The following is a 24,534-nucleotide window of genomic DNA, read 5'->3' on the forward strand; positions in this document are numbered from 1 at the left end:
GCTCGTCGAGGTGTTGCGCGGACGGCGGCGAGGTCGCGTCCTGCGCCTTCCCCATAGCCAACTAGGCGATGGGCAGCGTGAGTTAGGGGATGCGGCACGGCATTCTGGCGCGCCCCCTAGGGGCTTTTGACTCCCCATTTACCTGACGGTGCGTACGCGACGGAGCTACGGTGCGGTCATGGACGCCACGCGCAACATCGTCCTTGAGGCGTGGATGGACGAGCACGGATTCAGCTCCAACAGCCTTGCCAACGCTGTGAATCTGGCCCTGGAACGCCTCACAGGGCGGCTCGGAAAGTGTGACGGACGCCAGGTCAGGGATTGGCGATCCGGGCGAGTCAGGTGGCCCAACACCGCTACGCGTAAGGCTCTGGAGGACGTGACGGGCCGGCACGCGATGGAACTAGGGTTCATGCCACGGGGTCGGCCTTCGTTCACGGTGACCCCACGGCAGGAGGACGAGGACCCCATGCACCGTCGCACCCTGGTCGCCGGCACGCTCTCGGCAGCCGTGGCCGCCGCCGCGCCAGGCCCCAGCTCTACCCGCAGGATCGGCATGAGCGACGTCGAGAGCCTGCAGGAGAAGTTCTCGGCTGTGATCGCCAGTGACCACAACCGAGGCGGGCAACGCGACATCGAACAGCGCGCGGCGCGCCTGGCCGACGAGGCCCTGAACCTCCAGAACTCCGGCTCGGCCACCCAGCGCGTACGCTCCACCCTCTACGCCGCTGCCGCGTCGTTCCGTTCCTCGGCGATGTGGGCGGCGATTGACGGTCGACGCTTCCAGGACGCGATCACGCACATGCGTGAGGCGCAGACGCTCGCGGAGCTGTCGGGGGACCAGGCGATCAAGTTCCGCATCTGGTCGCACGCGGGCAGCCTGTACCGGCATCTGGGGCGTCCCGCTGACGCCCGCGCCGCCAACGACGTCGCGCGCAGCCTCCACATCACACGCCGTGACCCGATGTTCGCCTCGCTGGGCATAGCACGACAGATGGCCATCCAAGGCGTGGCCCACGAACACGGAAATCTGCGGCGCACATTCGACCAGGCCGAAGAAGCCATGGCGCGCGCATCCGAAGACCGCCGCCCTGTCTGGCTCACGGCCTTCTATGACGAAGCAGAACTGCACTCTCTCGCGCTGAGCGCCTACCTCGCTGCCGGAGACTGGCCCACGGCCGAGTTCCATGCGCACCGCTGCCTGGCCGCTCTCCGCCCGCACATGCGCCGGTCCCGCGCCATCGCGACGAGCCGCCTGGCGCACGCCCAACTCGCCCAGGGTGATGTCGATGCTGCCACGTACACCGCGATGAGCGTGCCAGCCGAAGCCGCCACCCAACACGCCAGGGTTTCCCGCATGCTTCAAGAGTTCAGTGCTGCCCTGCGCGCCACCGCGCCGGGCAGCGCCAGCGCCCACAACTGGACCGAGCACACCGCTGCATGGAGGCCCTCAGCATGACTTCGGCACCCGCCATCGAACTCCGCACGTTCACCGAACTGGACGCCGCGCGTGGCGACTTGCTCGACGTGTACGCCGAGGTACGCGCCCCGCTGTTGCACCTGCCGAACTACGCGGTCACGTCCTTCGGAGAACGTCTGGACCGACACGGCTCCGAGCCGGGCTTCAAGGCCGTGCTGGCCTACGATGACGCGCAGCCTGTGGGCTACGCCTACGGCAACCAGATCGAGGACGGAGACCGCTACTGGCAGCGGACCAGCCCGTCTCCCAGCGAGAAGTACACGGCTCAGGCCGCGATCGCGCTGAAGGAGATCGGAGTTAGTCCGGGATGGCGCGGGACGGGGGTAGCACGCCGCATCCACGATGCGCTCCTCGCCGGCCGGGACGAGCCGTACGTCACGCTCATGGTCAACGAGGCGGCGGGGGACGGGAAGGTGCATGCCCTGTACCGGGCGTGGGGGTACGAGGACATCGGCCACAGCCAGCCCTCTCCGGCTTCGCCGAGGCTCACTGTCATGATCCGTCCGACCCGATAGACGAGGCGCATGCTGCTGGCGGCCAGGCGCACGGTGATCTACGCGTCGACGTGCGCGTCGAACGGGCGCAGGCCATAACGTTGCTCTCCATGCCGGAAACTGATCGTTTCAGCTGGCCCTTGCGCGTCGTCGAGCTGCTCAATCTCGGCCTGGATCAGATTGGTCACGGCCGGCCGGGCGACGTCGGCGCGCGCGTTCTGTACGGCGCGACATGCGCTGCCTTAGTCGAGGTCGAGCTCGGCGGCGCTCTGCATGAACGTGCGTCCTTGCACACGGAGTTCAGTGTTGCGGGCGACAGTGTCCATGCAGCGCTCGCGTTCATGGGCACAGCCAAGCTCGAACTCGACGCCAACCGCTACCGCGAAGCCGAGGCCGTGCTCGACGCGGCGCGCATCACCGGATGGACCGGCGAACACCTGCGCAGGCTCGCCAAAAGCGGCGGGGAGTAGTGCGTGAGCGCTGAAGCGGGGGCCTGCCCGACTGCCCCACCCACACCGTTGAGCGGATCCTCGTGGCAGACGGGGTGCGATGCGCGAAGGAGCGGGACGAGTGGGCGAAGGAGGCGTTCCCGGCGGCCTACGAGCGGCTGAAGGTGGCCGCCGAGGAGGTCGACGCGTCCCCGTTCATAGAGCTGGTCGCGGAGCAGGGCGAGGATTTGGGACGGTAAGTGCCGACGGATCGGTCGGTCGATGTCCTTGATCGACACTTCCAGCCGGAGGGCGACGAGCCCATCGCATGACGACGGCCCCGCCCGGATCACCAGGCGGGGCCGTATCGTTCGCGCCGGTGCTACTCGCCGAGCACCTCACGTCGTGCCGCGTCAGCCTTGCGGGTGAGGGCGCCCGTCATGCGAAACAGGGCGACCGTCAGTCCGATGAATACAGCGACGAGCAGCACTTGAGTGATCACGCTGACGACGGCTATGTCCCGCGTGGCCGCCGCGATGATCAGCATGATCACGTTGCCTGAGGCCCACGCGAACCACAGCTTGATCTTCTCGACCCACACTGCTGTTTGCACTTCGGTGTAGTTCGGCATGCGCTTTTCCCCCTGCGGTATGTACGGCTGGCCGTGGACCACGGCGTCCAGGTCTTCGAAGTGCCGCTCACTGCGACGTGTTGCACGCGAGGATCTGTGACTCCGACAAGGGCTGGCCCCCGTTGTTCGCCGCCGCCTCTGCCTTGCATGCGGCGACTGCCTGCCGCCGCTGCTCCGCAATCCGTTGACTTGAGTCCATGGGATTTGAGGTGGGCGCTGCCTCCTCGTCGTCCCCCACTGTGCACATGGCGCCCGTCACGCCGCAGGGCGTCTTGGCGGGCGTCGGTGTAGCGGTGTCCACGGAGGACCGGCCGATGAAGAAAAGCAAGGCTGCCACGGCGACGAGCACGCCGAGTGTCACGGCAAAGCGGATCCGTCGCTTCCCAGCAGCGTGCCAAGACTCGAACTCGGCATACCCCGTCCGCTCTGTCGAGTAGTTGCTCATGCGCTACCCCTGGAGGGTGACGTCGGTGATCTTCACGGACACTTTGGTGCCCGCCGACGCGGTGCTGATCGACGTCGGTGTGAAGTTCAGACTCGTCTGCTCCGACAGCTCTGCCGTCGCAATGACCGGGCCGGACTCGTCGCCACGAACCTCGTACGTGATTTCGTACACGGCATCCGGGTCGATGCTCTCCTCGTCGGCCAGCAACGTCAGGCTCGGCTTTACCGTCACATTGCAGCCTGCCGAACCAAAGCACTGCCGATCTGTGGTGCGCAGCTTGATCGAGAAGCTGTCCGCATCCGGGTCGGAGTACGAGGGCTCCGGCTCTTCCTCGTCCGCCACGGCCGCGGCGTCGTCCTTGGGCGGAATGCTCGTCTTGGTGGCGGCGGTCGGCTTGCTGTCGTCGCCGCTGGACTGCACGACGAAGATGCCGGTCCCAATGATCGCGGCGATGACCGCGGCGGCCGAGCCGATGATGATCCCGTTGCTGCGGCCCTGACTGGCCGGTGCTGGCGGTGTGGTCGACGCCATTCCTTCCGCCGGCTCGGCCGGGTCTGGCGGGAAGTTGGGTGGTGGTGGCGTGGTGTCGTTCATGGGTCCCCCTGGGATGTGCTCTACCTGCGCATGATGCGACCTTGTGTGGAAGTTGTGAAGGGAAGTGTTTGATTCGTGACACAAGGAGGCCCCGCCGTCACGGGGTGAACAGCGGGGCCAACTACCGGGCGCTACCCGGCGCGAAGTCGAGGGCAAGCCCCCGCTCGTACACGGTCTCCGGCTCCGGCAGCTCGGGAAGTACAGGCGCGGGGTGTACCTCCGCAGGTGAGCGCCCCGCGCGGGTGGCAATGCGTACCTGCGTCTCGGAGACGGGCACGCCGTACTCGCCGCACAGAGGGGCGATCTCCGCTGGGGTCTTGGGGGGGGTGCGGGATCCGACGTTCGCCAGATCCCGCACCCCCAGAAAGTGATCACCTACGGCCAAGATCCACTTTCGCAGCAGACCCTGGTGGCCTGGCTGGAGTGGGTGGTGCCAACACAGGGACGACCTCGCGCCTGGACTACTGGTCTTGTCGGCGTTTCCAGAAGTCCGGGCAAGTGCTCTTCGATCGGTCTCCCAGAGCCCCGTACAGAGACTTACGTGTCACCTCGATCTTGCGGCCGGTGAAGTAGGTGTTGTCGATGTCGGGATGGTTCCAGACCTCGAAGAGCACCCGATCGCCCGTACGCAGCAGCGGTGCGCCCGCCTGCTTGGGTTCCGGGATCTCGATCTCCAGTTTCCCGGGTCCCTGCGTCGGCTTGACCCAGTCCTTCACTGTCAGGCTCACGGTGACCTCAGGGCGCTGACCCTCTTGTTCAGGGGCGGGACGCACAGTGAGGACCGTGCCGTCCACGATCTGTGCTGCGCAGGCGATTCGTTCTGCGGGTTTCAGGGCCCGCGATGAGGCCTCGCCGCTTGCGCTCTCGTCGTCGTTACCGGTCAAGCCGTAGGCGAGGAGACCGATACTCACAGCTGCGGCGGCGATCAGAGCAACGGTGCGACCGCGATGTCTCCCGAGGATCCGAGGCGAAGCCTCGCGATCGGGTTTCCCAGCCTCGTCCCCGATGATGTGGAAGGCGCGTCGCAGGAGTTCCTCTTCCGACTCCGTTGCCGGTGTCACGTCAGATCACTTTCCTTTCGCGCAGCGTTGTGCGCAGCGCGGCCACGCCGCTGTGCAACCGGCTCTTCACGGTGCCCTCTGGAATGTCCAGCAGGCGGGCGATGTCGCCGAGCGCCAGGTCCGCGTAGAAGCGCAGCACAAGGACCTGGCGTTGGGCGGTGGGGACGTCTTCCAGCCCTTCCGCTACGGACAATGCGAGGAGGCGCTCCTCCTGTGGATGCCCGTCGGTGGACCGCGACCAGCGTGCTTCCAGCCTGTCGCGCAGCGCGGTATCCCGGCTGCGACTTCGGTGCCAGTCCGCGGCAACGCGCGTGGCCACCACCGCCAGCCAGGCGGTCTCGTTGCGTATGGCTGTCCCGCGTCGCGACTCCAGCAATTTCAAACGCACTTGCTGGACTCCGTCGTCAAGCTGGTCCCAGGGGACACCGCCCAGGGCGAGGATCCCGCGGATCCGGGAGTGTTGCGCGGGATCGGTCAACACCTCGCCCTGGGCTCTTGGTTCCGCCTTACGGTCGCCGACCATCCCCAGCCTCCCCTTGTCCCTCCCTTACGACGGAGAAGGCCCCCGGAAGGTTCGATCGCCCTGTGGGGCCCAGTTTTGATGGGGTGCAGACGATGTACCTATCCGCACTCCGCCGTTGAGGCATCTGCCATTTGGGCTGATGCCGACGCAGGTTGCACAGCCTTCAGTTCCTGGACAAGATCTGTGGCGGTCCTGCCCGCCATCTCTTCTTCCAAGCCACGGTTGGGGTCTTCGCCGGCCTCTGCTCGAAGGGCCTGGGCTGCGCTCTGGACTCGGCCCTCCAGTTCGCCCTGACCGATGACGTCGCCGTCGTACGGGAGGGTCGAGCCCTCACCGAGGCCGCGCCACTGACCGTTGCCGGAGCAGGAGACGTCCTCCCAGGCGATGGCGATGAGATAGCTGTGGCCGACTTCGATACGCGGGCTGTCCGCCTTGACCATCTTGATTCGGTTGTCGGTGTCGCCCTCGTGGAACTGCCAGCCCACAGAGGGGCGTTGCCAGGAGTTCGGCGGGGCCTTCGAAACGCCGGGTCTGGACCAGAGGACATCATCGGTCCGCAGGGTCACCTTCCGGCCGATCAGCCCCTCGCCACGCTCGATCTCGGACGCCGTCGGCGGGCTCTCCTGCTCTGCCGTGGCGGTCACTGCCACAACATGGTCGGCATACGTCACCCAGTCGGAAGCGGTCTGGCTCGGTCTGTGATCGACGGCATGCACCGTGATCACGCGCTCCTCGGGGTCGGTGCTGTCACCGGAGGCGGACACGGCGCCCGTGACGGCCAGTGCCGTGGCAGCCGCGACTGCCGCCATGATTCGGATGGGATGCTTCACATTACTCACCTCGTTTTCGAACGCGGCCAGTCACGGCTTGTTGTAGACGGCGTTGATGTTCTGCGTGTTGCTTGACCCCAACGACCATGTCTCAACGGGGCTGGTCGTCATGCAAGCCAGAGCGTTGTTGTGGTCGCTGATCGCCGGATAGGCATCGCTGCCATGGGTCAGGCCGACGGCGTGTCCGGTCTCGTGGCAGGCCATGTCGTAGCTGTAGGTGCCGTTGCCTCGGATCCGGATGTACTGCTGATCGCACTCGAACCGCGCCAGGTCCGGGTCACCGCCGTCGTTGCACCAGGTGACGCCGTCGGAGTCCGAATCAAGGTTCGTGGAGCCCTCCTGGTAGATGATGTCGGTCTCACCGCTACCGGAGAACGTGGGATTCGAGTCGTAGTGGATTTCGAGATCTGTAGGCGAGAACTCGGTCCTGAACGTCTCTTGAACGTAGTGCCGGTCCTCACTCTCGAGCTCGTACTCCCCACCGGAGTCCATGTAGTAGTAGACCGTGGCGTTATCCGTAAGGCAGTCAAGAGACCCGTCGCCGCCGTCCGGGTCCGTCGTACAGCCCGGTGTCCCTGGCCCGACCGAGCCGGTCGGGACGATGTTGTCAGTGACCGGTGCCGCCACCGCCGGCCCGGATATCACCAGCACGCCGGCCACGGCCAGTGCCAGTTCCCGCAGCCGACGCGCCACGAATGCTCGATGTCTTCGTGCCAACACAGAACTTCCCCCCTCGCCACGCCATCGGATTGCCCCAGCGGCTCCGTGATGACGCCATTGACTCAGGCCTGGCGCTTTCTATAGATGGGGCATGTCGCACCGGACGCAACATGCCCCAGCCCCACCCTCAGCGCCACGGCCATACCGGTTATCTACCTAGTTCTGAGCGTGAAGTTTCTATTGTGATTGATGGAATGACAAGAGGTGTGAGGCGTAAATTCGGCCCGAGTAAAGTGGAATTGAGTAATCAGGTTGAATTGGAGACGGCCGGTTGCCGGCGACATCCACAGGTGGCAGTGCGCCGGATTGTGGGGCGCTCGACCGGCAACGCCAAAGGTCAGCAGCGGGCGGGGGCAATCGCCTGGCCGAGGCCCAGGAGGAACTCGACAAGCTGCAGCGTGGGGTGGCCACCCCCGTCGCCTCGCCCGCGCCGACTGGCGATATCGCCGGCATCCGGGGGCGAGCGCCGGGCGCACGGCGATGGTGCGGTTCTGCCGGATCTTGACAATGCGGGCGACCTTGTCGGATCCGGCGGGAACTGGAGGTCGGCGAGCTTCGCCTTCACGGCCCGGTTGCCGGCGTCGTCGGGGACGCCGGCGCGGTCGAGCGCGGCGACGATGCTCGCGCGCCTTTACCCGAGGCGACTGCCGCGTGGCGCGGCTGGCCTGTGGCCGGGGGGGGGGGGGGGATCCACAGGCTCAAGCTGTTATTTCTTCAATGTCACCTCGCATCGCGGGCGTCTCGGAGCCCCGTGCACTTGCATGCCCTCGACCAGGCCGTTGCGCAGGTCAGACCGTGCGATCCGCTACGGATTGCTGTCACCAGCAGCCGCATCCCGTGCCGTAGACCAACAGAAACACGCTTGTCGCGGCGGTCAGCGTGAAGCCGGCCGTGGTCACAGCAGCGAGCCCTCGATGGCGACGCCCCTTCGTGGAATCGCGAAAGGTCCTCCAGGCGCCGTGGGCGAGGAGCAGACTCAGGAGTCCAGCGCCCGCCACAGTCACGCGCGGGCTGAAGGACCAGCTCAGGTAGACGCTGAAGGCCAGGCAAACGAGCAGAGTGCAGGCGAGCAGGGTGAGGACCACCTCGGCGACGGCCTCCCCGACCGTTTCCACCAGGAACTTGCTGATTCCCTTCGCTGCCCGTCGGACTCCCAACGCGTTCCCTCCGTCATCACGCACCACGTGGCCCGCCCGGGACCCGATACGGAGGACCTCGGCGGGGCCGCAATGGTTGTGTGTGGGCACCGTGGCCCACCATCGAGGACATCCGCATGCTCGACCGGCCAACTATGACGCCCAGTCACAGCCGCGTATGCCGCCAGGGCGTGAGGTGTTGCGGCAAGCTGCAGTTGCGCGCAAAGGCCCGCGCTTGACGCTTAGGACCAGTCGAGTTCCCCGCGGATGCGTGACGGCAACACTTTCGCCTGACCGTCCTCGGCGATGTACACGGCCTGGGTCCCCGACGTGTGTTGGTCCTCGATGACGCAGCCGATTCGGTGCGCGTAAGGCCAGTCGGGGTTGATGGCCAGGTAGATGGGGAGATCCGGATCGAGGGGGCGGAGCTGGTGGAGTAGTTGCCCGACGGTGAGGGATTTCGGCAAGAGGCTCTCCAGAGATGAGGAACGGACGTCAAGGGGTGGCCGGATGGTAGGTGGGTCGGGGCATGGAGCGGTCTGCTGGAGGCGAAGGAGTGCCGGGACGCGGGGATACCGAATCGCGCTCGGGCGCTTCTGGCAATCAGGCGTGAGGGCAGGGGCTTTCCGAAACGTCGATGGGTGTAGCTCTTCTGGAGTGAGCTCGTGATTCTGTTCCACGCCTGTCCGCGCTCACGCTGCGCCGTCGCGGAACGCGCTGCGTCCCGAGCCGCGTCACGCGCCCGTTCGGGCTGAGTGCGGCGAGCGCGTGAACAATCGTCGGTCCGCATGATCAGATGACCGTGGCGCCATCGGAGGCGGCCGTTGGGGGGACGACAGTGGAGCTGCGTGATATAGAGATCTTTTTGGTGCTGGCCGAGGAACTGCACTTCGGCCGGACCGCGAAGCGTCTCCATGTGTCACAAGCGCGCGTGAGTCAGTCCATTGCCAAGCAGGAGCGGCGGATCGGGGCCCGCCTGTTCGCCCGGAGCAGCCGGCGCGTCGAACTGACGCCCATTGGTGTCCAACTGCGTGAAGACCTCAGCGTCGGCTACCAGCGGATACGTGACGGCATCGACGACGCGACGACTGCCGCCCGTGGCGCCAGGACCACGCTCACTCTCGGCCTCCATGGCCCCCAAGCACACGACCAGACCGACCTCTTGGACCTGTTCCGCAACCACCACCCCGATATCGAGCTGCGCATCCGGGAGATGAACTTCACCGACCCCTTTGGCCCGCTGCGTGACGGAACCGTCGACATCACATCAGCCTGGCTGCCCGTCCGGGAGTCCGATCTCACCGTCGGTCCCGTGATCGACGCCGAACCACTGCTGCTCATGGTGGCCACCGACCACCCGCTGGCAGCTCGGGACGAGGTGGGCATGGAGGATCTCGCGGACTGGGTTCTGCCCTACTCCGGACCGCCCACGCCCGAATACTGGCTGCAGACTCTCGTCCCCGCCCATACCCCCAGTGGGCGTCCTATCCGACGTGGACCGCAGGTCACCACCTTCCAGGAAGTCGCGGCGGCCGTCGCCGCAGGCCATGCCATCAGCCTCGTCCACGGCGACGCCGCCCGGTACTACCGCTGGCCCGGTCTGCGCTACCTGTGCCCTCACGATGCGCCGACAGGGGAGTGGGCCCTGATCTGGCCCACAGCCCAGGAAACCGACGCGATCCGCGCACTGGCACGGGCCGCACGGGACACCGGTCCACGAACCGGCTGACTTGCCCACGAGTGCCCATCGACTCGTGGCAGCACCCCTCTGGCTGCGGAGAAGACGATGGGGGCCGCTCAGTGGGTGAGGGAGGCCGTCCCACATCAGTGAATCGATAACTTCACGCTTATCGGATCATGCGCGATCGTTCGTTGTTCGGTGTTTGAGTCCACGGCATCCTGAGATCACTTCTGATGCCGAGGCGCTTTCCGGGGGAGAGGCGTGCCCCTGCGGTCACGCATGGCCGTCCACTGGCAGTCGTTCAGTGGTGGCGGTGACTCGGACGTCCAGGGGGGCGAAGGCCCGCGGGTGGGGCAGGCCCTCAACTACAGGTTGGATATGGAGGGTGTGGTGAGAACGGTCGTGCGGGCAGTGGTGGTGGCCGCAGCCCTGGTGGCATCTCTGACCGCGTGCGACGGCTCCGGGAGCGCTGACGGTGATGGCGCGGACGGCGCCCGCCGGATCGAGTCGAACCAAGAGGGCGATCGCGGGGACAAGACGCTGGCTGTGTTGTCTGCAGGGCAGATGCAGACAGCTCTTTCCGGCTACGACGGGATCCCGAAGGACTGGGGCGGTGGCGGTCGTGGACCCGATGTCTACCAGGGTGCGGAGGCGGTGAAGAAGTGCGGCTTCGATGCCGGGACGGGGTGTGCGGGGCTGACAGCCATGGGGATGAGAGCCCTGGAGAATCAGACGCTGGAGGAATTGCAGGCAAGCAGCGACGGCCAATTGATGTTCATCAAGGTGTACTCCTTCGACTCCTCCGAGAACGCGACGGTGACGGCCAAAGCCATAGCGAACGCTGAGCGTGACGAGGCCAGCGACCCCCGGCGGCTCAGGGTCACCACTTCTGCGCAGTACACAGACGCCTTCTCCGAAGAACTCGGACCGGATGAATACAGCGCTACAGCGGTCATGCGCACCGGAGCCGTCGTGATCACAGTGTGGGGGGTGGACCTCAAGACCACTGCAGACATCCAGACCGTCGCCAAGAGCCAGGTGGAGCGCGTCCTGAAAATCACTGCGGGACACAACCCAGACGCCTGAGAGCCGCGACCTCCGCGAGGAACTTCGAAGTCAGAACACCGACTTCGTCTGGCGCCCTGGGCCGCGTGCCCCAGTTGTACGGGCCGGGCATCGGTGAGCCGCACCACCGGCGCGGAGTGGAACCGCATCCCGATGGACCGTACGGTGATGCCCCGGTCTGGGACACCATTCCTGCGGACTTCGTCGTTCACACGTACTGGCGCTGCATCAACAAGTACAACAACATCTGGTACGCGATTACCGACAATCTCGACAGCGGCATCGGCCACAGGGCCGGGTTCATCTACAGCGGCTACGTGAAGACCTGAAGCCCCTCGGATAGCCAGGGCCCCAGGGGGCCTGGTAAGGGCGAACGGCGGACAGTCGGTTACGCCGCTTTGGTGCGCGCCTTCGGAGCTCCGGCGCGGTCACGGTGATTGCGGTACTGGTAGCGGACTGCAGTTCGAAGGAGACCTGCGGGCCGTGCTGCGACGCTGCTCAGTGGATGCGCAATGGCCGGGGAAGTACGTCCTGAAGTCCTGCGCGGCTGGCCGGACCGGCAGCCCAAGTCAGTTACAGGAGAGCAGGAGATCGGCCTCTCTCAGCCGCCCAAGAGCTGGCAGGGGCAATACACTTCAAAGCCGTCGATATCGAGCGCCTGGCGCCTGGGCACTGCTGGGCTGACGGCAAGGTCATGAACCGTGCGCAATTCCGCGAGCACGCGGACGACACCTGCTGGGCGCCGGCTCATAGATGTCCGGTGTCGGGTCCGAACCAGCAGGGGAGAGCTGGCAGCCAGGGGCCAATACAGCGAGCGGGTACGGCTCGCGGATGCGTACCGGTGCAGTGGTCAGGTCCGGTTCCTCTGTCCAACACGGTCCTCGACGATCGCATCGCCCACTCGCGGACGGCGTCCGACGCGCCCTGGGGCGCCCCCGCGCGACTACACCCGCCACACACCGCCGCCGGTATCTGGAACGAAAGGCGACACGCATGAGAAACCTCCAGCAGGCCACTCTGATACTGACCACCCTCGCCACCGGCTTGATGGCCGGACTGTTCGCGGCCTTCGCCTACTCCGTCATGCCGGGACTGGCGCGCTCTTCCGACCGCACCTTCGTCGAGGCGATGCAGAACATCAATAAGGCGATCCTCAACCCGATCTTCATGTTCCCCTTCATAGCCGCGATCCCCTTGCTCGGCCTCGCAGTCGTCCTGGCCTGGCGCGGCCACGGACGGGCCACGATGCCATGGCTGATCGCCGCGCTAGTGCTCTACCTTCTCGCCTTCGTGGTCACCAGCGCTCTCAATGTCCCCCTCAACGACCAACTGGCCAAGGCCGCCAGCTCCGACCACATCAAGGACCTCGCAGCCGTACGTGAAAACTTCGAGAGCGCTTGGACCACCTGGAACATAGTCCGCGCCCTGCTCCACACCGCTGCCTTCGGCTGCCTGCTGTGGGCGCTGGTCGTCTTCGGTGCACACCGGACGCCGGAGACCGAGGGCAGCGCCTCCCGGACCCAACGACCGGCCGCCACGGAGTACCTCGAAGGCAGCGTGCAACTCGGCCCTGTACGGCGCACGGAGAGCCGCATCACGCCGGAGTCAGGGGCGATGCCGTAGGAACCACAGGATCGTTGGACCGGTGGTCCGCGCTGGTAGGCCGTCCACACGGCAGTGGCCGACAACAGCGCCGCGCACGGCGTGCTGTCATGTCGACCGAGGTGTCGTAGGTGGAAACGACCGCCCTGGACGAGAGCAGCAGCCCGGGGCCGTCTTCCACCGCGGCCAGGACGTGGGTGGCGTCGGTGCGGTTGCGGACCAGTCTGGCCCCCTTGGGTCGGGCCTGCGCGAGGTCGAGAAGAGACCCGGCACAGTCGTCCTCGGCGAGGCGATCGCGGAAGTCGGCAAGCGCGCACAACGGGCACCTCGAGGGCTGCATCGGCCGGCGGAGCTAACCGAGCATGCCCGACGATCACCCTGCCGCACCGGGAAATTCCAAGATCCCGACAGAGCCAAGCTCAGGGAGAGGTATCCGTCGGGGCCGCTCGTAGCGGACCGTTGTGCGCAGACCTGCTCTCCATCAGCAACTGGCTCCCTCGTGGGCCGACGGGGCGAAAGCCCGCCTTCCTCCACGCTCTGATGGCCCAGTGGTTGGACGCGTCAGGGTCGACGGTCACCCGGGCCCACCCCGCGACGGTATGAAGGTGCCGGACGAGGGCGCGGGCGGCGTCCGGGCCGTACCCCTGGCCCTGTGCGTGAGGCAACAGCACCATGTCGATGCCGCCTTCGTGAGGGCCAGCGGTGACGTACTGGGCGTAACCCAAGGGATCTTCGCCTTTGAGGACCAGCAATGAGACCACTGTGGGACGTCGCCTTCCCGTGTACTTGGCGGCCACTTCCTCGCGAGTGAGAGGCCGCCCGCCCCAGTTGCGGACGAACGCGGGGTCGGCGAACCACTCGGCAAGTAACGGCAGATGCTCTTCCGTAGCGGGGATGAGTGAGGTTACCTGGCCCGCGATGCCGCCCTCTGGCGTGTCCTTCACGGAATGTCGACCCCTTTCGTGAGCATGCCCCCACCCTTCCAGTGTGGCAGCAGTGTGGCAACGAGGCGGTGTGGAGCGAGGAAATTGGTGTTGCACCGATTCTGGTCGAGGAGGGATGCTGCCAAGTCGGAGGTGCTCCAAGTGATCAGTGTTGCCCTGGGGTTGACTGTGCGGGATCTGATGCCCGCAGATCTGGCGTCGTGCGGGTGGGCAGGTTCCGCCCGCCATCTCGCCAATGTCGCGGAGCAGCTGGACCGTAGAGGGCGCGGCGAGGTCGACTATTTGGCTGTCTGCGCCCGCGCCGACATTCCGATCGCCAAGGGCGGTGTCGACTACGGGGTCAAGAGCGGCGTGGGAACGCTGTGGCAATTCGCCGTGCACCCCGCGCTGCAGTCCTGCGGTGTGGGCACGGTGCTCATCGAGGTGGCGGAACAGCGGATCCGGAGCCGAGGGCTGCGTCAGGCGGAGTTGGGTGTGGAGGACGACAATCCACGTGCCCGTGCGCTCTACGAGAGGCTGGGCTACCGCGCTTACGACCGCCAGCCGGACGCATGGGACGAACAGGCCCCCAACGGGAGCCTGCACCGTCACGAAACGATGTGCACCATGATGCGCAAGGATCTGTCGTAAGAGGCGGTTGTCCTTCCGTACTTGATCGTCGAATTTCGCTGGCCAGGAATAGTTCCGTGGCAGCCCCCCATGGATGCCCCCGGGCAGGCGATCACGCACCATCCCCAGAACGGCCGCACGCTCGGCGTTGGACGACGGGCGAGGAGCGCACCGGCATCGACAAGGCGTGCAACTACCTCGAGAACAACGCCGACTTCGTCCACTACGAGACGGCCCTCGCGGCCGGCTGGCCGATCGCCAGCGGCGTCATCGAGGGAGCAGCACGTCACCTGGTCGCCGACAGACTGGACATTACCGGCAGCAGGTGGGGTGTTCCCGGCGCCGAGGCCCTCCTCGTCCTGAGGGCCATCGAGAAGAACGGCGACTTCCCCGCGTACTGGAACTTCCACATCCGAGCCGAACAGCAGCGACTGCACCCAGGCGCCGACCAGGCCAACTTCACACTCCGAGCGTGATCGGCGACCTCACTACACGAGAGCTACCCCCAACTCGGACTGGGTGTTCCAGGTGGGTGTTGTCGATGGTTGCCGTGATGGTGGATGGGTTGCCGAGGAGATCGCCCATGTCGACGGTGAGGCGGTCCGTGCCGAATCGGGCCATGTGCGCGGCCAGGCAGGCTGTGCTGTTGGCGTTGGCGATGTCCTCGGGGACGCCGATCGACGGGGCGAACATCCGAGCGGCTGCCCGGCCGTGCCGGTCCGGGATCGAGTAGGCGTAGCAGCCCAACAGGCCGGAGCGGTCGCAGGCGGCACGTAGCAGGGCGAAGTCTGGGGAGATGTCGGCCAACGCGGCGCGCGATCGGACTGGCAGGAGAAGCCTCGGCCGCCCATTCGAGGCCACGCAGGCGTTGCCGACGACGGCTTCGTCAGCCAGGCCGAGGCCGGCTGTGACCGCCCTTAGCTCGGGTGCCTGGGCGACGCGCAGGTTCACCGGGCCCGGGTCGAATGACGCTGCCACGCTGTCGCGGTTTCGGATGGCCCAGCCTTCGAAGCTGCGGCTCGTCGTACACAGCACGGCGTGGTGGTCGCTGCCGCCTTCGCGTATGGCGAGCAGCGCCAGGGCCGCGACGGTTCCGTGGCCGCAGGCAGGCAGTTCGCCTTCGGCGGTGAAGAACCGGAGCGAGTACGAGGGACGGCCGCGCTCAACTCCGGTGGCACGGATGAAGACGGCGTGCGAAGTGCCCAGTTCCCCGGGAATGCGGCATCGCTCCTCGTCGGTGAACGACGCTTCGTCGAGAACGGCGGTCGGGCTGCCGCCCCGGCCCTGCCGCTGACACGCGTCGATGACCACTACCTCGGGCATGGCACCGGGTCGGTCGTCAGCAGCATCGTCAGGTCCAGCGCGGGCGCACTGTGCGTCAACGCGCCGACCGAGATGAGGTCGACTCCCGTCTCGGTGATGGCGCGGACGCTGTCCAGACGGACGGTGCCCGAGGCTTCCAGCAGGATCCGGGAGGCGTCGGCACGCTCGGCCCGGATTTTCACGACCATTTCGATGTCGGCCACCGGCATGTTGTCGAGCATGATCCAGCGGGCCCCGGCATCGAGGGCCTGAACGGCCTGCGCCACGGTCTGCACTTCGACATCGGTCTCCACCTTCTGCCCGGTGCGCGCCATCCCGCGCCGGACCGCGTCGATCGCGGTGGTCACGCCGCCTGCCGCGGCGATGTGGTTCTCCTTGAGCAGCACCATCGCCGCGAGGTTGAGCCGGTGGTTGCGGCCGCCGCCGACGGTCACCGCGTACTTGTCCAGGGCGCGCAGGCCCGGCGCCGTCTTGCGGGTGTCCAGGATGCGCGCCTCGGTCCCGGCCACGGCCTGGACGTAGCGGTCGGTGAGCGTCGCGATGCCGCACATGCGCTGCAGGAAGTTCAGCGCCGTACGCTCCCCGGTGATCAGGCTGCGCGCCGAGCCGGACAGGCGCACCAGGACATCGTCGCCGGTCATCCGGGCGCCGTCGGGGACGAGCGCTTCCACTGTGACCTCGGGGTCGACCTGGGCGAAGACCTCGGCAACAACGGGAAGACCGCCGGCGATGCCGCATTGCCGGGCGCGGATCTCGGCCACGGCCGCCATGCCTTCGGGAACGCTCCACGCGGTGGTGATGTCCTGGCCCGACTGATCCTCGGCCAGGGCAGCGGCGACGGCGGTTCGCGCCGCCTGTGAGGGGAACTCTGTCATGGTCCGTGGTCTCCAGTCCTGTGGTTACGTGCCGAAAATCTGAGGTGTCCCGCGCGCGGACCGCTGGCAGAACCGGTTGCGCTGGCACCCTCGGCGGCAGTGGGCGGGGCGTCGGCAAGCTCGGCAGCCCACCGCTGCGACCACTCGGTGACAGAACGCAGGGCCTCGCGGGCGTCGTGGCCGAGCGGGGTGAGGGTGTAGCTGCCGTTGCACAGCACCTCGGCGGGGCGAGCCTCTTGGAGCTCTGCGAGCCTTCAGTGAAGATCCGACTGGACCTCGGTCAGTCGATGCCTTCGACGATGCGGAAGTCGCGCTCGACGCCGTCGGAGAGGGCGACCAGCGCCTCCTGGTAGGCCGCACTCTCGCGCGCCGCGACAGCCTGCTCGAAGCTGTCGAACTCGACCAGGACGGTGCGCTCGGCGATTCCGGCGTCATGCGCCACGACCCGACCGCCAAGGACGATGGTCCGGCCGCCCGCGGGCTCGACGGCCAGGCGGGCCAGCTTGTTGTAAGCGGCCAGCTTCTCAGGGTCTGAAATGGTGCGGTAGACGCTGACCCAGTAGCCCTTGGGCATGGAACCTCCAGTGTTGGGATGAATGCATGTGACTTAGATCAGTGTGCGGAGATCGGCTCGGTGCCGGGTTCAAGGGGCAGGCGGAGCGCCCTGACGGCGAACGAGATGGCGTGGTACCAACCGCAGATCAAGACCAGATCGAGTGCGGCATCTTCATCGGCGACAGCGACCAGGTTCGCCCAGGTGTCGTCGCAGAGGTCAAAGGTCGCATGGAGCTCGTCGACCGCTTCGAGCACGGCACGATCGGTGGTGTGCCAGCAGTCGTCCGTCGGCCCTCCCTTCGCGAGGGACGCGAGCTGCGCCGCGTCGAGTCCCACCTTCTCGGCGAAGCCCGCGACGTGCACAGCCCACTCGTAGTCGGCGCCACACAGCGCGGTGGTCCGGTCGATGACCAGCTCGCGCTGGCGCAGAGTGAGAGCGGAGCGCCGAGAGAAGTAGTAGCTTCCCCAGCCCGCGATGGAGCGGGCGAGCTCGGGCCGGCGGGCCCACACCCGGAACAGCTGGATGGGGGAATGCCCGAGGAGCTCAAGGGCCTCGCTGGCTCCCTCGCCATAGGGCGGCGAGAGCGGCTCGATGCGAGGCTGCTTCGATTTCAGAGGCATAGCGGGACGTTAACATTGACGCTTCGGAAAGGGAAGCAGATGACACGACCAACACCACTCCCCGGCCGCCGGGTCCGCGGCTCGCACACGGGGCGCCCGATCATGGCGCTCCTGGACCTCTTGGGCCGACGCTGGGCGCTGCGAGTCCTGTGGGAGCTACGGGACGGCTCATCTCCGACCTTCCGCCAGCTCCAGCAACGATGTGACGGCGTCTCATCAAGCGTCCTGGCAGACAGGCTTCGCGAGCTCGGACAGGCCGACCTCGTCGAGAACGCCGGCGAGGGGTACCTGCTCACTGAACAGGGCAGGACCCTTCAAGAATCTCTCGCCCCGCTCGATGATTGGGCCTCCGGTTGGCGGCCCAAGGCGGCGGACTGACGGCCGTGACGGCAGGACGGGCTCAGTCTCTCCAGTGGGCACAGAGTGTCGCGACTCCATGTTCATCGGGACCGGTGCCCGCCTTGTTGCCGAGGCTCCCCGCACCGCGTATTTGCGCGAGCTCTTACGGGTTGGTTTCGGACGAGCGTCGGCGGGCGAGAGCGAGGCTTGTCAGCGTCGTGATCGCCATGGCGCCGATGCCGACCAGCGCCGCGGTGGTGTAGGCGCTGTCGTCGGGGAAGAGGTGGCCGGGGCCGGTACCCGCGGCGAGGATCAGGCCACCGATGGCGCTGCCCAGGGAGTACCCGACGCTGCGGACGACGTAGTTGAAGCTCATGGCGCTCGACGTCTCGCTCTTGGGGGTGACGGCCAGGATGACACCGGGCATCGCGGCCGCGAAGCCGCCTACGCCGAAGCCGAGCACGCCCATCGCCGCGAACAGTTCGGCCAGGTCCGACCGGGCCGCCGCGAACAGGGCGAACCCGCCGCCGACCACGACGGCGCTGCCGGCCAGGAGCAGGGGGTCGGCGATCCGCGTCCGCAGCCGCGGCCTGAGCTTGCCGGCGACGAATCCCAGCACCGAGAACGGGATGAGGACCAGCCCGGCGACGAAGGTCGTCAGCCCGAAGCCGTAGCCGGCGCCGTGCGGCGTCTGCGCGTACCGGGTGATGAGCGTGAGCAGGAGGTACATGCCGATCCCGCCGACGAACATGGCGATGTTCGCCCCGGCGACCGCCGGGTGCCGCACCGCCCGCACATCGACCAGGGGCGTCGTGCTGCGCAGCTCGACGACGGCCCAGACGCAGAGCAGCACCACCGCGACGACGGCGAGGCCCGCCGCCACGGCGAGGTGCCGGATCCACAGATTCCGTTCGCCGGCGAGAAACAGCACCAGGAGCAGCGCGGCGGCCAGGACGACCGCGCCTGCCACGTCCACGCGGGCGGAGCGGCCTTCGGGGGCTTCGGGTATGGAGCGCCACGCGGTCAGGAGGGCGGCGGCGGTGACAACCAGGCCGAGGCCGTAGGCGGCCCGTACCCCGCCGAGCTCGGCGAGCAGTGCGGCCAGCGGGTAGCCGACGCCGGCTCCGATGATCGAGACCACCGAGATCTGGGCGATCACGGCCGCGCTGCGCTCCTCGGGGAGGTGGTCACGGGCCACGCCCATCATCAGCGCCGTCAGACCGAGCCCGACGCCCTGGGCCGCCCTGCCGGCCAGCAGCCACGCGAACGGCAGCGGTAGCACCGTGAGCGCGCTGCCGGCGACGACGACCGCTAGCGTGGTGAGGATCGTGGCCCGCCGGTGCGGGCCGGCTCCGAGCCTGCCCAGGACCGGCGTGGCGACGGCGCCGCTGAGCAGCGCGATGGTCAGCGTCCACTGCGCGCTGTCGAGCGAGACGTGGAACGTGGTCGCCACGCTGGTGATGAGCGGCGCCCCGAGGCTGGCGACCGCCGCCACGACCAGAGCGATGAACATCAGGGCGGGAATCAGCAGCCGTGGCTCGGAACGCGCCACCGGGAACGCCTTCACCGCGTCGTCGCCGACCGACTGCCCGGTCACTGCTTCGGCCCTTCGCGGTCCTGGCTTTCTAGCTCTGCGAGATGCTTCAGCGCCGGAAGGGCCGCCGTCAGCGCCTGGACCTCGTCGCCGGTGAGCTCGCCGATCAACCGGTCGAACGCGTGGACGCCCGCCTGGCGCCGCGTCCGGACATAGGAGGCGCCGGCCTCGGTCAGGCACACCAGCGTGACCCGCTTGTCGGACGTGTCGCCCCGCCGCTCGACCAGGCTGGACTCCTCCAGCACCCGGACCAGGGTGGTCATCGCGGGCTGGGTGACGCCCTCGACCGCGGCCAGATCGGTGATGCGCCGCGGGCCGGTCCGGTCCAGGGTGGCCAGGGTGGCGGCGGACGTCAGGCTCATGTCCCGGGGCAGGCGTCTCGCGGCCCTGGTGGCCAGCCCGTAGAGAGCTGCCCCGATGGCGGCGGACGCGCCAGGAGCGGTGTCTTGACGACTCATACCCGAAGCATAGCCCTTTTATATTCATAGTTTATGGAAATGGGAGCTGTCGCCGGCTTCAAGGGCTGTGCTCGGGCCGAGCAAGGAAGCGGCCGCCGCGCGCGGCTACACGCACGAGGTCATCGCCGAAGTCTGGGACGTGATCAAGGAGTTCGGTGCGTACGGGTTCTGCCGCGCGCACGCGGTCGCGTTCGCCGTACCCGCCGTCCAGTCCGCCTGGCTCAAGGCTCACCACCCCGCCGCCCTCTACGCCGGCCTGCTGGAACACGATCCCGGCATGTGGCCGCAGCGCGTCGTCGTCGCCGACGCCCGCCGCCACGGCGTGCCCGTCCTTCCCGTCGACGTCTCCCGCTCCCACATCGAGCACCGCGTCGAGACCACCCACGACGGGCCAGGGGTGCGTTTGGCGCTCTCCACGGTCAAGGGGATGAGCCAGGAGGAGGCCGCGCGGATCGCCGCCCACCAGCCCTACAGCTGTCTGCAGGACTTCTGGCAGCGTGCCAGACCCTCGCTGCCGATCGCCGAACGACTGAATCGCATCGGCGCCCTCGACACCGTGAAGGGCACGTTGACGCGCAGGGACCTGCTGCTGCAGGCGACCGAACTGCACCGGCACGCCCGCAACCGCACCACCGCCGAAGGACAGCTCGCCCTCAGAGGCGACCTGGTGAGCACCGAGACCTCCGGGTTGCGAGAGATGTCGGGCCGCGAGCGCATGAGCGCCGAGCTGGAGGTCCTGTCGATCGACGTGTCGGCCCACCTGATGGAGCATCACCACCGGCTGCTGCGCGAGCTCGGCGCCACCGACGCCGCCCACCTCACCCGCCTGCAGCCCGGGCAGAAGGTCCTCGTCGCCGGCGTGCGCGCCTCCACCCAGACCCCGCCCATTCCGTCCGGCAAGCGCATCATCTTCGTGCCCCTGGAGGACGGCTCCGGCCTGGTCGACCTCGCCTTCTTCGAGGGCTCCCACGAGGCCGTCACGCACACGATCTTCCACTCCGGGTTGCTGCTCGTACGAGGCACCGTGAAAGAGCGCGGCACCGACCACCCCAGCGAAGGACACCGGGCCCGGCGCCCCGTGGTCGGCGAGATGGCATGGGACCTGGAAGAGGTCGCGGCCGCCCGCCGGGACCACGGCCCGCAAGCCGCCCTCGACCTCCTCGGCCGTACCGCCCCAGCCCCCACACCCGCCCAGCCGGCCGGCTCCCGCACGCTCGCGGACGGCACCGCGGGCGCGGAGCTGCACGCCTGGGCCGACCGAAACCAGCGAGTTCGTTGATTCTCAGCGGCCTCTGCACGGGAACCAACCGGTGGTGTCCTACTCTCCAGAGCTCGCTCCGTCCCGCGGTCTCGCCGGGTTCTGACTCTCGCCCCTCTCAACTACCGGGACGCCGCCGGAGTCAGCTCGCCACCCAGTACCAGTACCAGCATGGGACGTCCAGACCTTCCGGGCGTCGAGCCGGACTAAAGGGTGTTGCACAAGGCCGTGTACTGGGCATCTCCGGTTTATGGCTGGGGTGTTGAGGGCTGAACGGGTGTGGGTGGAGACGTTCACGGGGCTGCGGTGGGAGCAGTTCGGGCGGCTGCTCAAAGCGGTGCGGGAGCGGGGCGGCAACGGGACGCTGCGGGGCCGGCCGTGGTGTCTGCCGCTGGCCGAGCGGGTACTGATCGTGGCCGTGTACTACCGCACGAACCTGACCATGCGGCAGCTCGGCCCACTGTTCGGCGTCTCGTCCTCGACGGTGTGCCGGGTGATCCAGCGGCTGGGCCCGCTGCTCGCGCTGGAGCCGGTGGCCCGCCCGGCCGATGCCGCCGACCGGTTGTGGATCGTGGACGGCACCCTGCTCCCGGTCCGCGACCGCAAGGTCGGCTCCTCCAGCCGAAACTACCGGTTCTCGGCGAACGTGCAGGTCATCGTGGATGCCGACACCCGTCTCGTGATCGCGGCGGCCCGGCCGGTGCCGGGCACCACCGCGGACGCCCACGCCTGGCGGGCCTCCGGCCTCGCCGCGCACTGCCAGGGTGTGACCGTGCTCGGTGACGGCGCCTACCTGAACTGCGGGATGGTCACCCCGCACCGCAAACGCCCCCGACACCAACTGCTGCCGGGCGAGGCGGCCGACAACGCGGCCCACCGCACAGTGCGCGCCCGCGTGGAGCACGTGATCGGCCGGATGAAGAACTACAAGATCCTCCGCGACTGCCGACAGCACGGCGACGGCCTCCACCACGCCGTCCAGGCCGTTGCCCACATACACAACCTCGCCCTCGCCTCATGACCACAGAACTGCCCTCACAGGCCCCGACCTGCCCAAACACGACCTTGTGCAACGCCCTTTACGGGCTGTCCCGTAACTGTTGGTGGTCACCGGGCGGCGGCGTGCAGGTCCCGGATGTACCAGTCGAGGCGTGTGCCGTCCTTGCGGCATTTCCTCGGCACCACCGCACGCTCTCGAAGACGTACTCCGTCACACCTACCATCGGAACCGATCTGGGCATCTCACGCGGCACGGTCGCCAGTTCGATCAACTTCAGTAAGTCCAACTCCGCAAGCGTGACGGCGGCGTGCACTTCCCCGAAGTTCTCCTCGAACAGGCAGGTCTACAAGGCCTATGCGCAGGGAACCTGGAAGTACTACAAGGTCACCAAAAAGACCTACGTCCACGGCATGCTGGCGAAGACCAAGACCTCGCGCACGCTCTCGGCATTCAATCCCACCGGGGTCAAGTGCGTGATGCGACAGCGCTGACAGGGGCAATCCCTCTGCTCACCAAGTAAGAAGGGCCGTCGCCGGGGAACGCCGACGGCCCTTGCGGTGGGGCGGGCTGCAGGTTGGCCGTTCTCCACGGTGGTCTCCGTCATCACAGGTGTCTCCTGGATCAAAAGATCCGCCGTTCATTGGACACTCCCGCTCACAGCGGCCTGCCCCTTCTGGGGCACGGCCGTCGATTTCCGTGCCGGGTCAGCGGTGCTGACCGCCTTTCTTGAAGGACCGGGGTTGGTGGCGACCGCGGGGATGCAGCCGCCTGCGGCGACCGATGTGGACCACCAGGTACGTGACGACGGTGGCCGGGACAAGCAGACGGGCGATCCATGACGTGCGCAGTGTGATGTCGGCCAAGGACGTGGCCGTCTTCCAGCCGTGAGGGAGACCGAGGAGAAGGGCCGAGATGAGGAGCGAGAGCACAGTCGACGCCAGCACGGCGACAGCCATCCAACGGACAAGACCTTTCCACCACACGCTTGCGGCATCCCGATCCACGCTGCCCCTTCCCCGATCGTGCAGGCATTGTTGCTCATGCCCTACGGCGGGCGCCAGAGCAGCGTCAAGCAAGCAGCACAGGAAGGCCGAGCCGGAGCACACAGCCGCTTGACGCTCATTAGGAGCATCACCCGGTCCCTTTCAGCAGGAGGTGGTCACCACACGTCGATGGACCAGACATCGCCCACCTGATGCCCATCCGGATCAGGGATCCCGGACCCGTACGGATCGGGGTCGGAGACGACGTGGATACGGGCCGCGGAATCGGATACGCGATAGCAATCCATGTCTCGCGACGTGTTGTCCGTGCCGAGCTCGAGAGTGTGCCCGAGGGCCAGGATGGTGGCCTGCAGTTCATCGAAACGGGCGGTGGGCGCGAAGTCCCCATACTTCTGCGCAAGCACAGGGGGCACCATGTCCGCCGAGGGGACATACAGCAGCCGTTGGATCTTCACACCGAAGCCGAAGCATGACATCTGCCCCTCCAGCCCCGGCTGCTCTGACGAGAAGTTGACCTCCACGAGTCCATAGTCCCTGCGCAGGAGGCCACCACCGAGCACGTCGAGGAAACAGCCGCCCAAGGCCGCTTCCCAGGCGCCGGGAGCAGAACCCACGCCGACGCCAAGTACATCGCTGCGGGCGGCGACATGGGCATAGAAGTCCAGTGCGGACATCCACCGACCTCCTCAACTGCACACACCAGGCTTCGGGCACGGTAACAACAGCGGTTTCGGTAGATGCGGTTGCACCGACTGGGCAGCTGCGTGGCTTCGTTCACTTCAACCGACAGCGTTTGTCCGGCAGTTCGGGAGTCGTTCGGTGCTCTTCCGTAGCGGAAATGTTCACGGGAATTGAAGCCGCTGCGTGGGGTGACCCACTCTCGTGAGGGACCGTTCCGGTAGCCATGCTCGGTGACGTTGAGTGGGCCGATGCGTCCACAGTGGTGGGCGCAGGCGTACGGTCGAGGTGTGGACTACAAAAGACAGGCGAGGCTGGCCTCGCAGCAACGAGTCGATCATGCCGAGCAGTGCGCGACTCGATGCCTTGCCGAGTCCGAGAAGTACATGGCAGCCGCAGACGTCAGCGACACTGCCTTCCACACCCGCATGAGCGCCCTGTATCTCGGCATGGTTGAGGTACATCGGTCATCAGCGAAGCGGCAGCGAAGCACTGCCGTTCTCCTGCACAGCCCTCAGGTCTTCGAACGCCGCCCGCGCCCCTGAGTGCCTGTTTGAGGAGAGGTCGCAAGAGCGGCCCTGCTGAG

General features: G+C 67.2%; 31 protein-coding genes and 1 pseudogene. 14 read left to right on the forward strand and 18 right to left on the reverse strand.

Going from position 1 to position 24,534, the window contains the following annotated elements; all coding sequences use genetic code 11:
- Positions 1-178 precede the first annotated feature (178 nt).
- From ACYSUO_RS23220 to ACYSUO_RS23235, 4 genes are all read left to right on the forward strand, one after another.
- A complete protein-coding gene (locus tag ACYSUO_RS23220) occupies positions 179-1,459 on the forward strand; it encodes an XRE family transcriptional regulator (RefSeq protein WP_461778154.1) in 1,281 nt (426 codons plus the stop codon).
- The gene (locus ACYSUO_RS23225) at positions 1,456-1,995 is read left to right on the forward strand and encodes a GNAT family N-acetyltransferase (protein ID WP_461778155.1); all 540 of its coding nucleotides are present in this window, start codon (positions 1,456-1,458) and stop codon (positions 1,993-1,995) included. Before ACYSUO_RS23220 ends, ACYSUO_RS23225 begins: the two co-directional genes overlap by 4 nt.
- A gap of 89 nt (positions 1,996-2,084) precedes the next feature.
- A complete protein-coding gene (locus ACYSUO_RS23230; protein WP_461778156.1) occupies positions 2,085-2,444 on the forward strand; it encodes a hypothetical protein in 360 nt (119 codons plus the stop codon).
- A gap of 62 nt (positions 2,445-2,506) precedes the next feature.
- Positions 2,507-2,662 (forward strand): hypothetical protein, encoded by a 156-nt coding sequence (locus tag ACYSUO_RS23235; RefSeq protein WP_461778157.1) that lies wholly within the window; start codon positions 2,507-2,509, stop codon positions 2,660-2,662.
- A 122-nt stretch (positions 2,663-2,784) separates the two neighbouring features.
- Here the strand turns inward: ACYSUO_RS23235 and ACYSUO_RS23240 are convergent, their stop codons facing one another.
- The 9 genes from ACYSUO_RS23240 to ACYSUO_RS23280 form a co-directional block, all read right to left on the reverse strand.
- The gene (locus tag ACYSUO_RS23240; protein ID WP_461778158.1) at positions 2,785-3,033 is read right to left on the reverse strand and encodes a hypothetical protein; all 249 of its coding nucleotides are present in this window, start codon (positions 3,031-3,033) and stop codon (positions 2,785-2,787) included.
- A 67-nt stretch (positions 3,034-3,100) separates the two neighbouring features.
- Positions 3,101-3,478 carry a hypothetical protein gene (locus tag ACYSUO_RS23245; protein WP_461778159.1) on the reverse strand — a complete coding sequence of 126 codons (378 nt, stop codon included), beginning with the start codon at positions 3,476-3,478 and terminating at the stop codon, positions 3,101-3,103.
- 3 nt (positions 3,479-3,481) lie between these two features.
- Positions 3,482-4,072 carry a hypothetical protein gene (locus ACYSUO_RS23250; protein WP_461778160.1) on the reverse strand — a complete coding sequence of 197 codons (591 nt, stop codon included), beginning with the start codon at positions 4,070-4,072 and terminating at the stop codon, positions 3,482-3,484.
- A gap of 461 nt (positions 4,073-4,533) precedes the next feature.
- Complete coding sequence (locus ACYSUO_RS23255) at positions 4,534-5,133, reverse strand: hypothetical protein (protein WP_461778161.1); 600 nt, start codon at positions 5,131-5,133, stop codon at positions 4,534-4,536.
- Between the two features lies 1 nt (position 5,134).
- The gene (locus tag ACYSUO_RS23260; RefSeq protein WP_461778162.1) at positions 5,135-5,656 is read right to left on the reverse strand and encodes an RNA polymerase sigma factor; all 522 of its coding nucleotides are present in this window, start codon (positions 5,654-5,656) and stop codon (positions 5,135-5,137) included.
- 98 nt (positions 5,657-5,754) lie between these two features.
- Positions 5,755-6,486 (reverse strand): hypothetical protein, encoded by a 732-nt coding sequence (locus ACYSUO_RS23265; protein WP_461778163.1) that lies wholly within the window; start codon positions 6,484-6,486, stop codon positions 5,755-5,757.
- 30 nt (positions 6,487-6,516) lie between these two features.
- Positions 6,517-7,179 (reverse strand): hypothetical protein, encoded by a 663-nt coding sequence (locus ACYSUO_RS23270; RefSeq protein WP_461778164.1) that lies wholly within the window; start codon positions 7,177-7,179, stop codon positions 6,517-6,519.
- 845 nt (positions 7,180-8,024) lie between these two features.
- Positions 8,025-8,453, reverse strand: a complete 429-nt coding sequence (locus tag ACYSUO_RS23275) for a lysine transporter LysE (protein WP_461778165.1) — start codon at positions 8,451-8,453, stop codon at positions 8,025-8,027.
- Positions 8,454-8,584: 131 nt separating this feature from the next.
- The gene (locus ACYSUO_RS23280; RefSeq protein WP_461778166.1) at positions 8,585-8,809 is read right to left on the reverse strand and encodes a hypothetical protein; all 225 of its coding nucleotides are present in this window, start codon (positions 8,807-8,809) and stop codon (positions 8,585-8,587) included.
- 371 nt (positions 8,810-9,180) lie between these two features.
- On the opposite strand from ACYSUO_RS23280, the gene ACYSUO_RS23285 reads away from it, so the two are divergent.
- The 4 genes from ACYSUO_RS23285 to ACYSUO_RS23300 all read left to right on the forward strand — a co-directional run bounded on the left by ACYSUO_RS23285 (position 9,181) and on the right by ACYSUO_RS23300 (position 12,711).
- On the forward strand, positions 9,181-10,071 hold the full coding sequence (locus ACYSUO_RS23285; RefSeq protein WP_461778167.1) for a LysR family transcriptional regulator: 891 nt from the start codon (positions 9,181-9,183) through the stop codon (positions 10,069-10,071).
- A 231-nt stretch (positions 10,072-10,302) separates the two neighbouring features.
- Positions 10,303-11,109 (forward strand): hypothetical protein, encoded by an 807-nt coding sequence (locus tag ACYSUO_RS23290; protein ID WP_461778168.1) that lies wholly within the window; start codon positions 10,303-10,305, stop codon positions 11,107-11,109.
- Positions 11,110-11,174: 65 nt separating this feature from the next.
- Positions 11,175-11,417, forward strand: a complete 243-nt coding sequence (locus tag ACYSUO_RS23295; protein WP_461778169.1) for a hypothetical protein — start codon at positions 11,175-11,177, stop codon at positions 11,415-11,417.
- Between the two features lie 664 nt (positions 11,418-12,081).
- The gene (locus ACYSUO_RS23300; RefSeq protein WP_461778170.1) at positions 12,082-12,711 is read left to right on the forward strand and encodes an anthrone oxygenase family protein; all 630 of its coding nucleotides are present in this window, start codon (positions 12,082-12,084) and stop codon (positions 12,709-12,711) included.
- A gap of 398 nt (positions 12,712-13,109) precedes the next feature.
- Here the strand turns inward: ACYSUO_RS23300 and ACYSUO_RS23305 are convergent, their stop codons facing one another.
- Positions 13,110-13,634, reverse strand: a complete 525-nt coding sequence (locus tag ACYSUO_RS23305; protein ID WP_461778171.1) for a GNAT family N-acetyltransferase — start codon at positions 13,632-13,634, stop codon at positions 13,110-13,112.
- A gap of 180 nt (positions 13,635-13,814) precedes the next feature.
- Between ACYSUO_RS23305 and ACYSUO_RS23310 the strand changes: the two genes are divergently transcribed.
- Positions 13,815-14,264 carry a GNAT family N-acetyltransferase gene (locus ACYSUO_RS23310; protein WP_461778306.1) on the forward strand — a complete coding sequence of 150 codons (450 nt, stop codon included), beginning with the start codon at positions 13,815-13,817 and terminating at the stop codon, positions 14,262-14,264.
- Between the two features lie 56 nt (positions 14,265-14,320).
- Positions 14,321-14,719, forward strand: coding sequence for a hypothetical protein (locus tag ACYSUO_RS23315; RefSeq protein ID WP_461778172.1), 399 nt, complete (start codon positions 14,321-14,323; stop codon positions 14,717-14,719).
- Here ACYSUO_RS23315 and ACYSUO_RS23320 read toward each other — a convergent pair.
- The 4 genes from ACYSUO_RS23320 to ACYSUO_RS23335 form a co-directional block, all read right to left on the reverse strand.
- Positions 14,703-15,566, reverse strand: a complete 864-nt coding sequence (locus ACYSUO_RS23320) for a PhzF family phenazine biosynthesis protein (protein ID WP_461778173.1) — start codon at positions 15,564-15,566, stop codon at positions 14,703-14,705. The genes ACYSUO_RS23315 and ACYSUO_RS23320 overlap by 17 nt on opposite strands.
- Entirely contained in the window at positions 15,554-16,441 is an 888-nt protein-coding gene (nadC, locus tag ACYSUO_RS23325) for a carboxylating nicotinate-nucleotide diphosphorylase (protein WP_461778174.1), read from the reverse strand. Before nadC ends, ACYSUO_RS23320 begins: the two co-directional genes overlap by 13 nt.
- A 280-nt stretch (positions 16,442-16,721) precedes the next feature.
- Positions 16,722-17,015: a DUF1330 domain-containing protein gene (locus ACYSUO_RS23330; protein WP_383633581.1), complete on the reverse strand. Its 294-nt coding sequence runs from the start codon at positions 17,013-17,015 to the stop codon at positions 16,722-16,724.
- 38 nt (positions 17,016-17,053) lie between these two features.
- Positions 17,054-17,617 carry a carboxymuconolactone decarboxylase family protein gene (locus ACYSUO_RS23335; protein ID WP_461778175.1) on the reverse strand — a complete coding sequence of 188 codons (564 nt, stop codon included), beginning with the start codon at positions 17,615-17,617 and terminating at the stop codon, positions 17,054-17,056.
- A gap of 102 nt (positions 17,618-17,719) precedes the next feature.
- Between ACYSUO_RS23335 and ACYSUO_RS23340 the strand changes: the two genes are divergently transcribed.
- Positions 17,720-17,995, forward strand: coding sequence for a winged helix-turn-helix transcriptional regulator (locus ACYSUO_RS23340; protein WP_461778176.1), 276 nt, complete (start codon positions 17,720-17,722; stop codon positions 17,993-17,995).
- Positions 17,996-18,119: 124 nt separating this feature from the next.
- Here ACYSUO_RS23340 and ACYSUO_RS23345 read toward each other — a convergent pair whose 3' ends face one another.
- Both ACYSUO_RS23345 and ACYSUO_RS23350 read right to left on the reverse strand, forming a co-directional pair.
- Positions 18,120-19,553 (reverse strand): MFS transporter, encoded by a 1,434-nt coding sequence (locus tag ACYSUO_RS23345; protein ID WP_461778177.1) that lies wholly within the window; start codon positions 19,551-19,553, stop codon positions 18,120-18,122.
- The gene (locus ACYSUO_RS23350; RefSeq protein ID WP_461778178.1) at positions 19,550-20,008 is read right to left on the reverse strand and encodes a MarR family winged helix-turn-helix transcriptional regulator; all 459 of its coding nucleotides are present in this window, start codon (positions 20,006-20,008) and stop codon (positions 19,550-19,552) included. Before ACYSUO_RS23350 ends, ACYSUO_RS23345 begins: the two co-directional genes overlap by 4 nt.
- Positions 20,009-20,090: 82 nt before the next feature.
- Between ACYSUO_RS23350 and ACYSUO_RS23355 the strand changes: the two are divergent.
- From ACYSUO_RS23355 to ACYSUO_RS23365, 3 genes and pseudogenes are all read left to right on the forward strand, one after another.
- Positions 20,091-21,266, forward strand: a pseudogene (locus ACYSUO_RS23355) (helix-hairpin-helix domain-containing protein); the annotation flags it as partial.
- A gap of 250 nt (positions 21,267-21,516) precedes the next feature.
- Entirely contained in the window at positions 21,517-22,287 is a 771-nt protein-coding gene (locus tag ACYSUO_RS23360) for a transposase family protein (protein WP_461778179.1), read from the forward strand.
- Positions 22,284-22,757: a hypothetical protein gene (locus ACYSUO_RS23365; RefSeq protein WP_461778180.1), complete on the forward strand. Its 474-nt coding sequence runs from the start codon at positions 22,284-22,286 to the stop codon at positions 22,755-22,757. The genes ACYSUO_RS23360 and ACYSUO_RS23365 overlap by 4 nt, the downstream gene beginning before the upstream one ends.
- Positions 22,758-22,970: 213 nt before the next feature.
- On the opposite strand, the gene ACYSUO_RS23370 is transcribed toward ACYSUO_RS23365, so the two are convergent.
- Positions 22,971-23,222, reverse strand: coding sequence for a hypothetical protein (locus ACYSUO_RS23370; RefSeq protein ID WP_461778181.1), 252 nt, complete (start codon positions 23,220-23,222; stop codon positions 22,971-22,973).
- A gap of 203 nt (positions 23,223-23,425) precedes the next feature.
- Entirely contained in the window at positions 23,426-23,944 is a 519-nt protein-coding gene (locus ACYSUO_RS23375; RefSeq protein WP_461778182.1) for a hypothetical protein, read from the reverse strand.
- Between the last annotated feature and the right edge of the window lie 590 nt (positions 23,945-24,534).

This window comes from Streptomyces sp. UC4497, from assembly GCF_054871485.1.

Excerpts from the sequence above, each read along its gene's own strand:
- ACYSUO_RS23220 (WP_461778154.1), top strand. The coding sequence starts at position 179 with ATGGACGCCACGCGCAACATCGTCCTTGAGGCGTGGATGGACGAGCAC.
- ACYSUO_RS23225 (WP_461778155.1), top strand. The coding sequence starts at position 1,456 with ATGACTTCGGCACCCGCCATCGAACTCCGCACGTTCACCGAACTGGAC.
- ACYSUO_RS23230 (WP_461778156.1), top strand. The coding sequence starts at position 2,085 with ATGCCGGAAACTGATCGTTTCAGCTGGCCCTTGCGCGTCGTCGAGCTG.
- ACYSUO_RS23240 (WP_461778158.1), bottom strand. The coding sequence starts at position 3,033 with ATGCCGAACTACACCGAAGTGCAAACAGCAGTGTGGGTCGAGAAGATC.
- ACYSUO_RS23245 (WP_461778159.1), bottom strand. The coding sequence starts at position 3,478 with ATGAGCAACTACTCGACAGAGCGGACGGGGTATGCCGAGTTCGAGTCT.
- ACYSUO_RS23250 (WP_461778160.1), bottom strand. The coding sequence starts at position 4,072 with ATGAACGACACCACGCCACCACCACCCAACTTCCCGCCAGACCCGGCC.
- ACYSUO_RS23260 (WP_461778162.1), bottom strand. The coding sequence starts at position 5,656 with ATGGTCGGCGACCGTAAGGCGGAACCAAGAGCCCAGGGCGAGGTGTTG.
- ACYSUO_RS23290 (WP_461778168.1), top strand. The coding sequence starts at position 10,303 with ATGGCCGTCCACTGGCAGTCGTTCAGTGGTGGCGGTGACTCGGACGTC.
- ACYSUO_RS23300 (WP_461778170.1), top strand. The coding sequence starts at position 12,082 with ATGAGAAACCTCCAGCAGGCCACTCTGATACTGACCACCCTCGCCACC.
- ACYSUO_RS23310 (WP_461778306.1), top strand. The coding sequence starts at position 13,815 with ATGCCCGCAGATCTGGCGTCGTGCGGGTGGGCAGGTTCCGCCCGCCAT.
- ACYSUO_RS23320 (WP_461778173.1), bottom strand. The coding sequence starts at position 15,566 with ATGCCCGAGGTAGTGGTCATCGACGCGTGTCAGCGGCAGGGCCGGGGC.
- nadC (WP_461778174.1), bottom strand. The coding sequence starts at position 16,441 with ATGACAGAGTTCCCCTCACAGGCGGCGCGAACCGCCGTCGCCGCTGCC.
- ACYSUO_RS23330 (WP_383633581.1), bottom strand. The coding sequence starts at position 17,015 with ATGCCCAAGGGCTACTGGGTCAGCGTCTACCGCACCATTTCAGACCCT.
- ACYSUO_RS23335 (WP_461778175.1), bottom strand. The coding sequence starts at position 17,617 with ATGCCTCTGAAATCGAAGCAGCCTCGCATCGAGCCGCTCTCGCCGCCC.
- ACYSUO_RS23340 (WP_461778176.1), top strand. The coding sequence starts at position 17,720 with ATGGCGCTCCTGGACCTCTTGGGCCGACGCTGGGCGCTGCGAGTCCTG.
- ACYSUO_RS23350 (WP_461778178.1), bottom strand. The coding sequence starts at position 20,008 with ATGAGTCGTCAAGACACCGCTCCTGGCGCGTCCGCCGCCATCGGGGCA.
- ACYSUO_RS23360 (WP_461778179.1), top strand. The coding sequence starts at position 21,517 with ATGGCTGGGGTGTTGAGGGCTGAACGGGTGTGGGTGGAGACGTTCACG.
- ACYSUO_RS23365 (WP_461778180.1), top strand. The coding sequence starts at position 22,284 with ATGACCACAGAACTGCCCTCACAGGCCCCGACCTGCCCAAACACGACC.
- ACYSUO_RS23370 (WP_461778181.1), bottom strand. The coding sequence starts at position 23,222 with ATGGCTGTCGCCGTGCTGGCGTCGACTGTGCTCTCGCTCCTCATCTCG.
- ACYSUO_RS23375 (WP_461778182.1), bottom strand. The coding sequence starts at position 23,944 with ATGTCCGCACTGGACTTCTATGCCCATGTCGCCGCCCGCAGCGATGTA.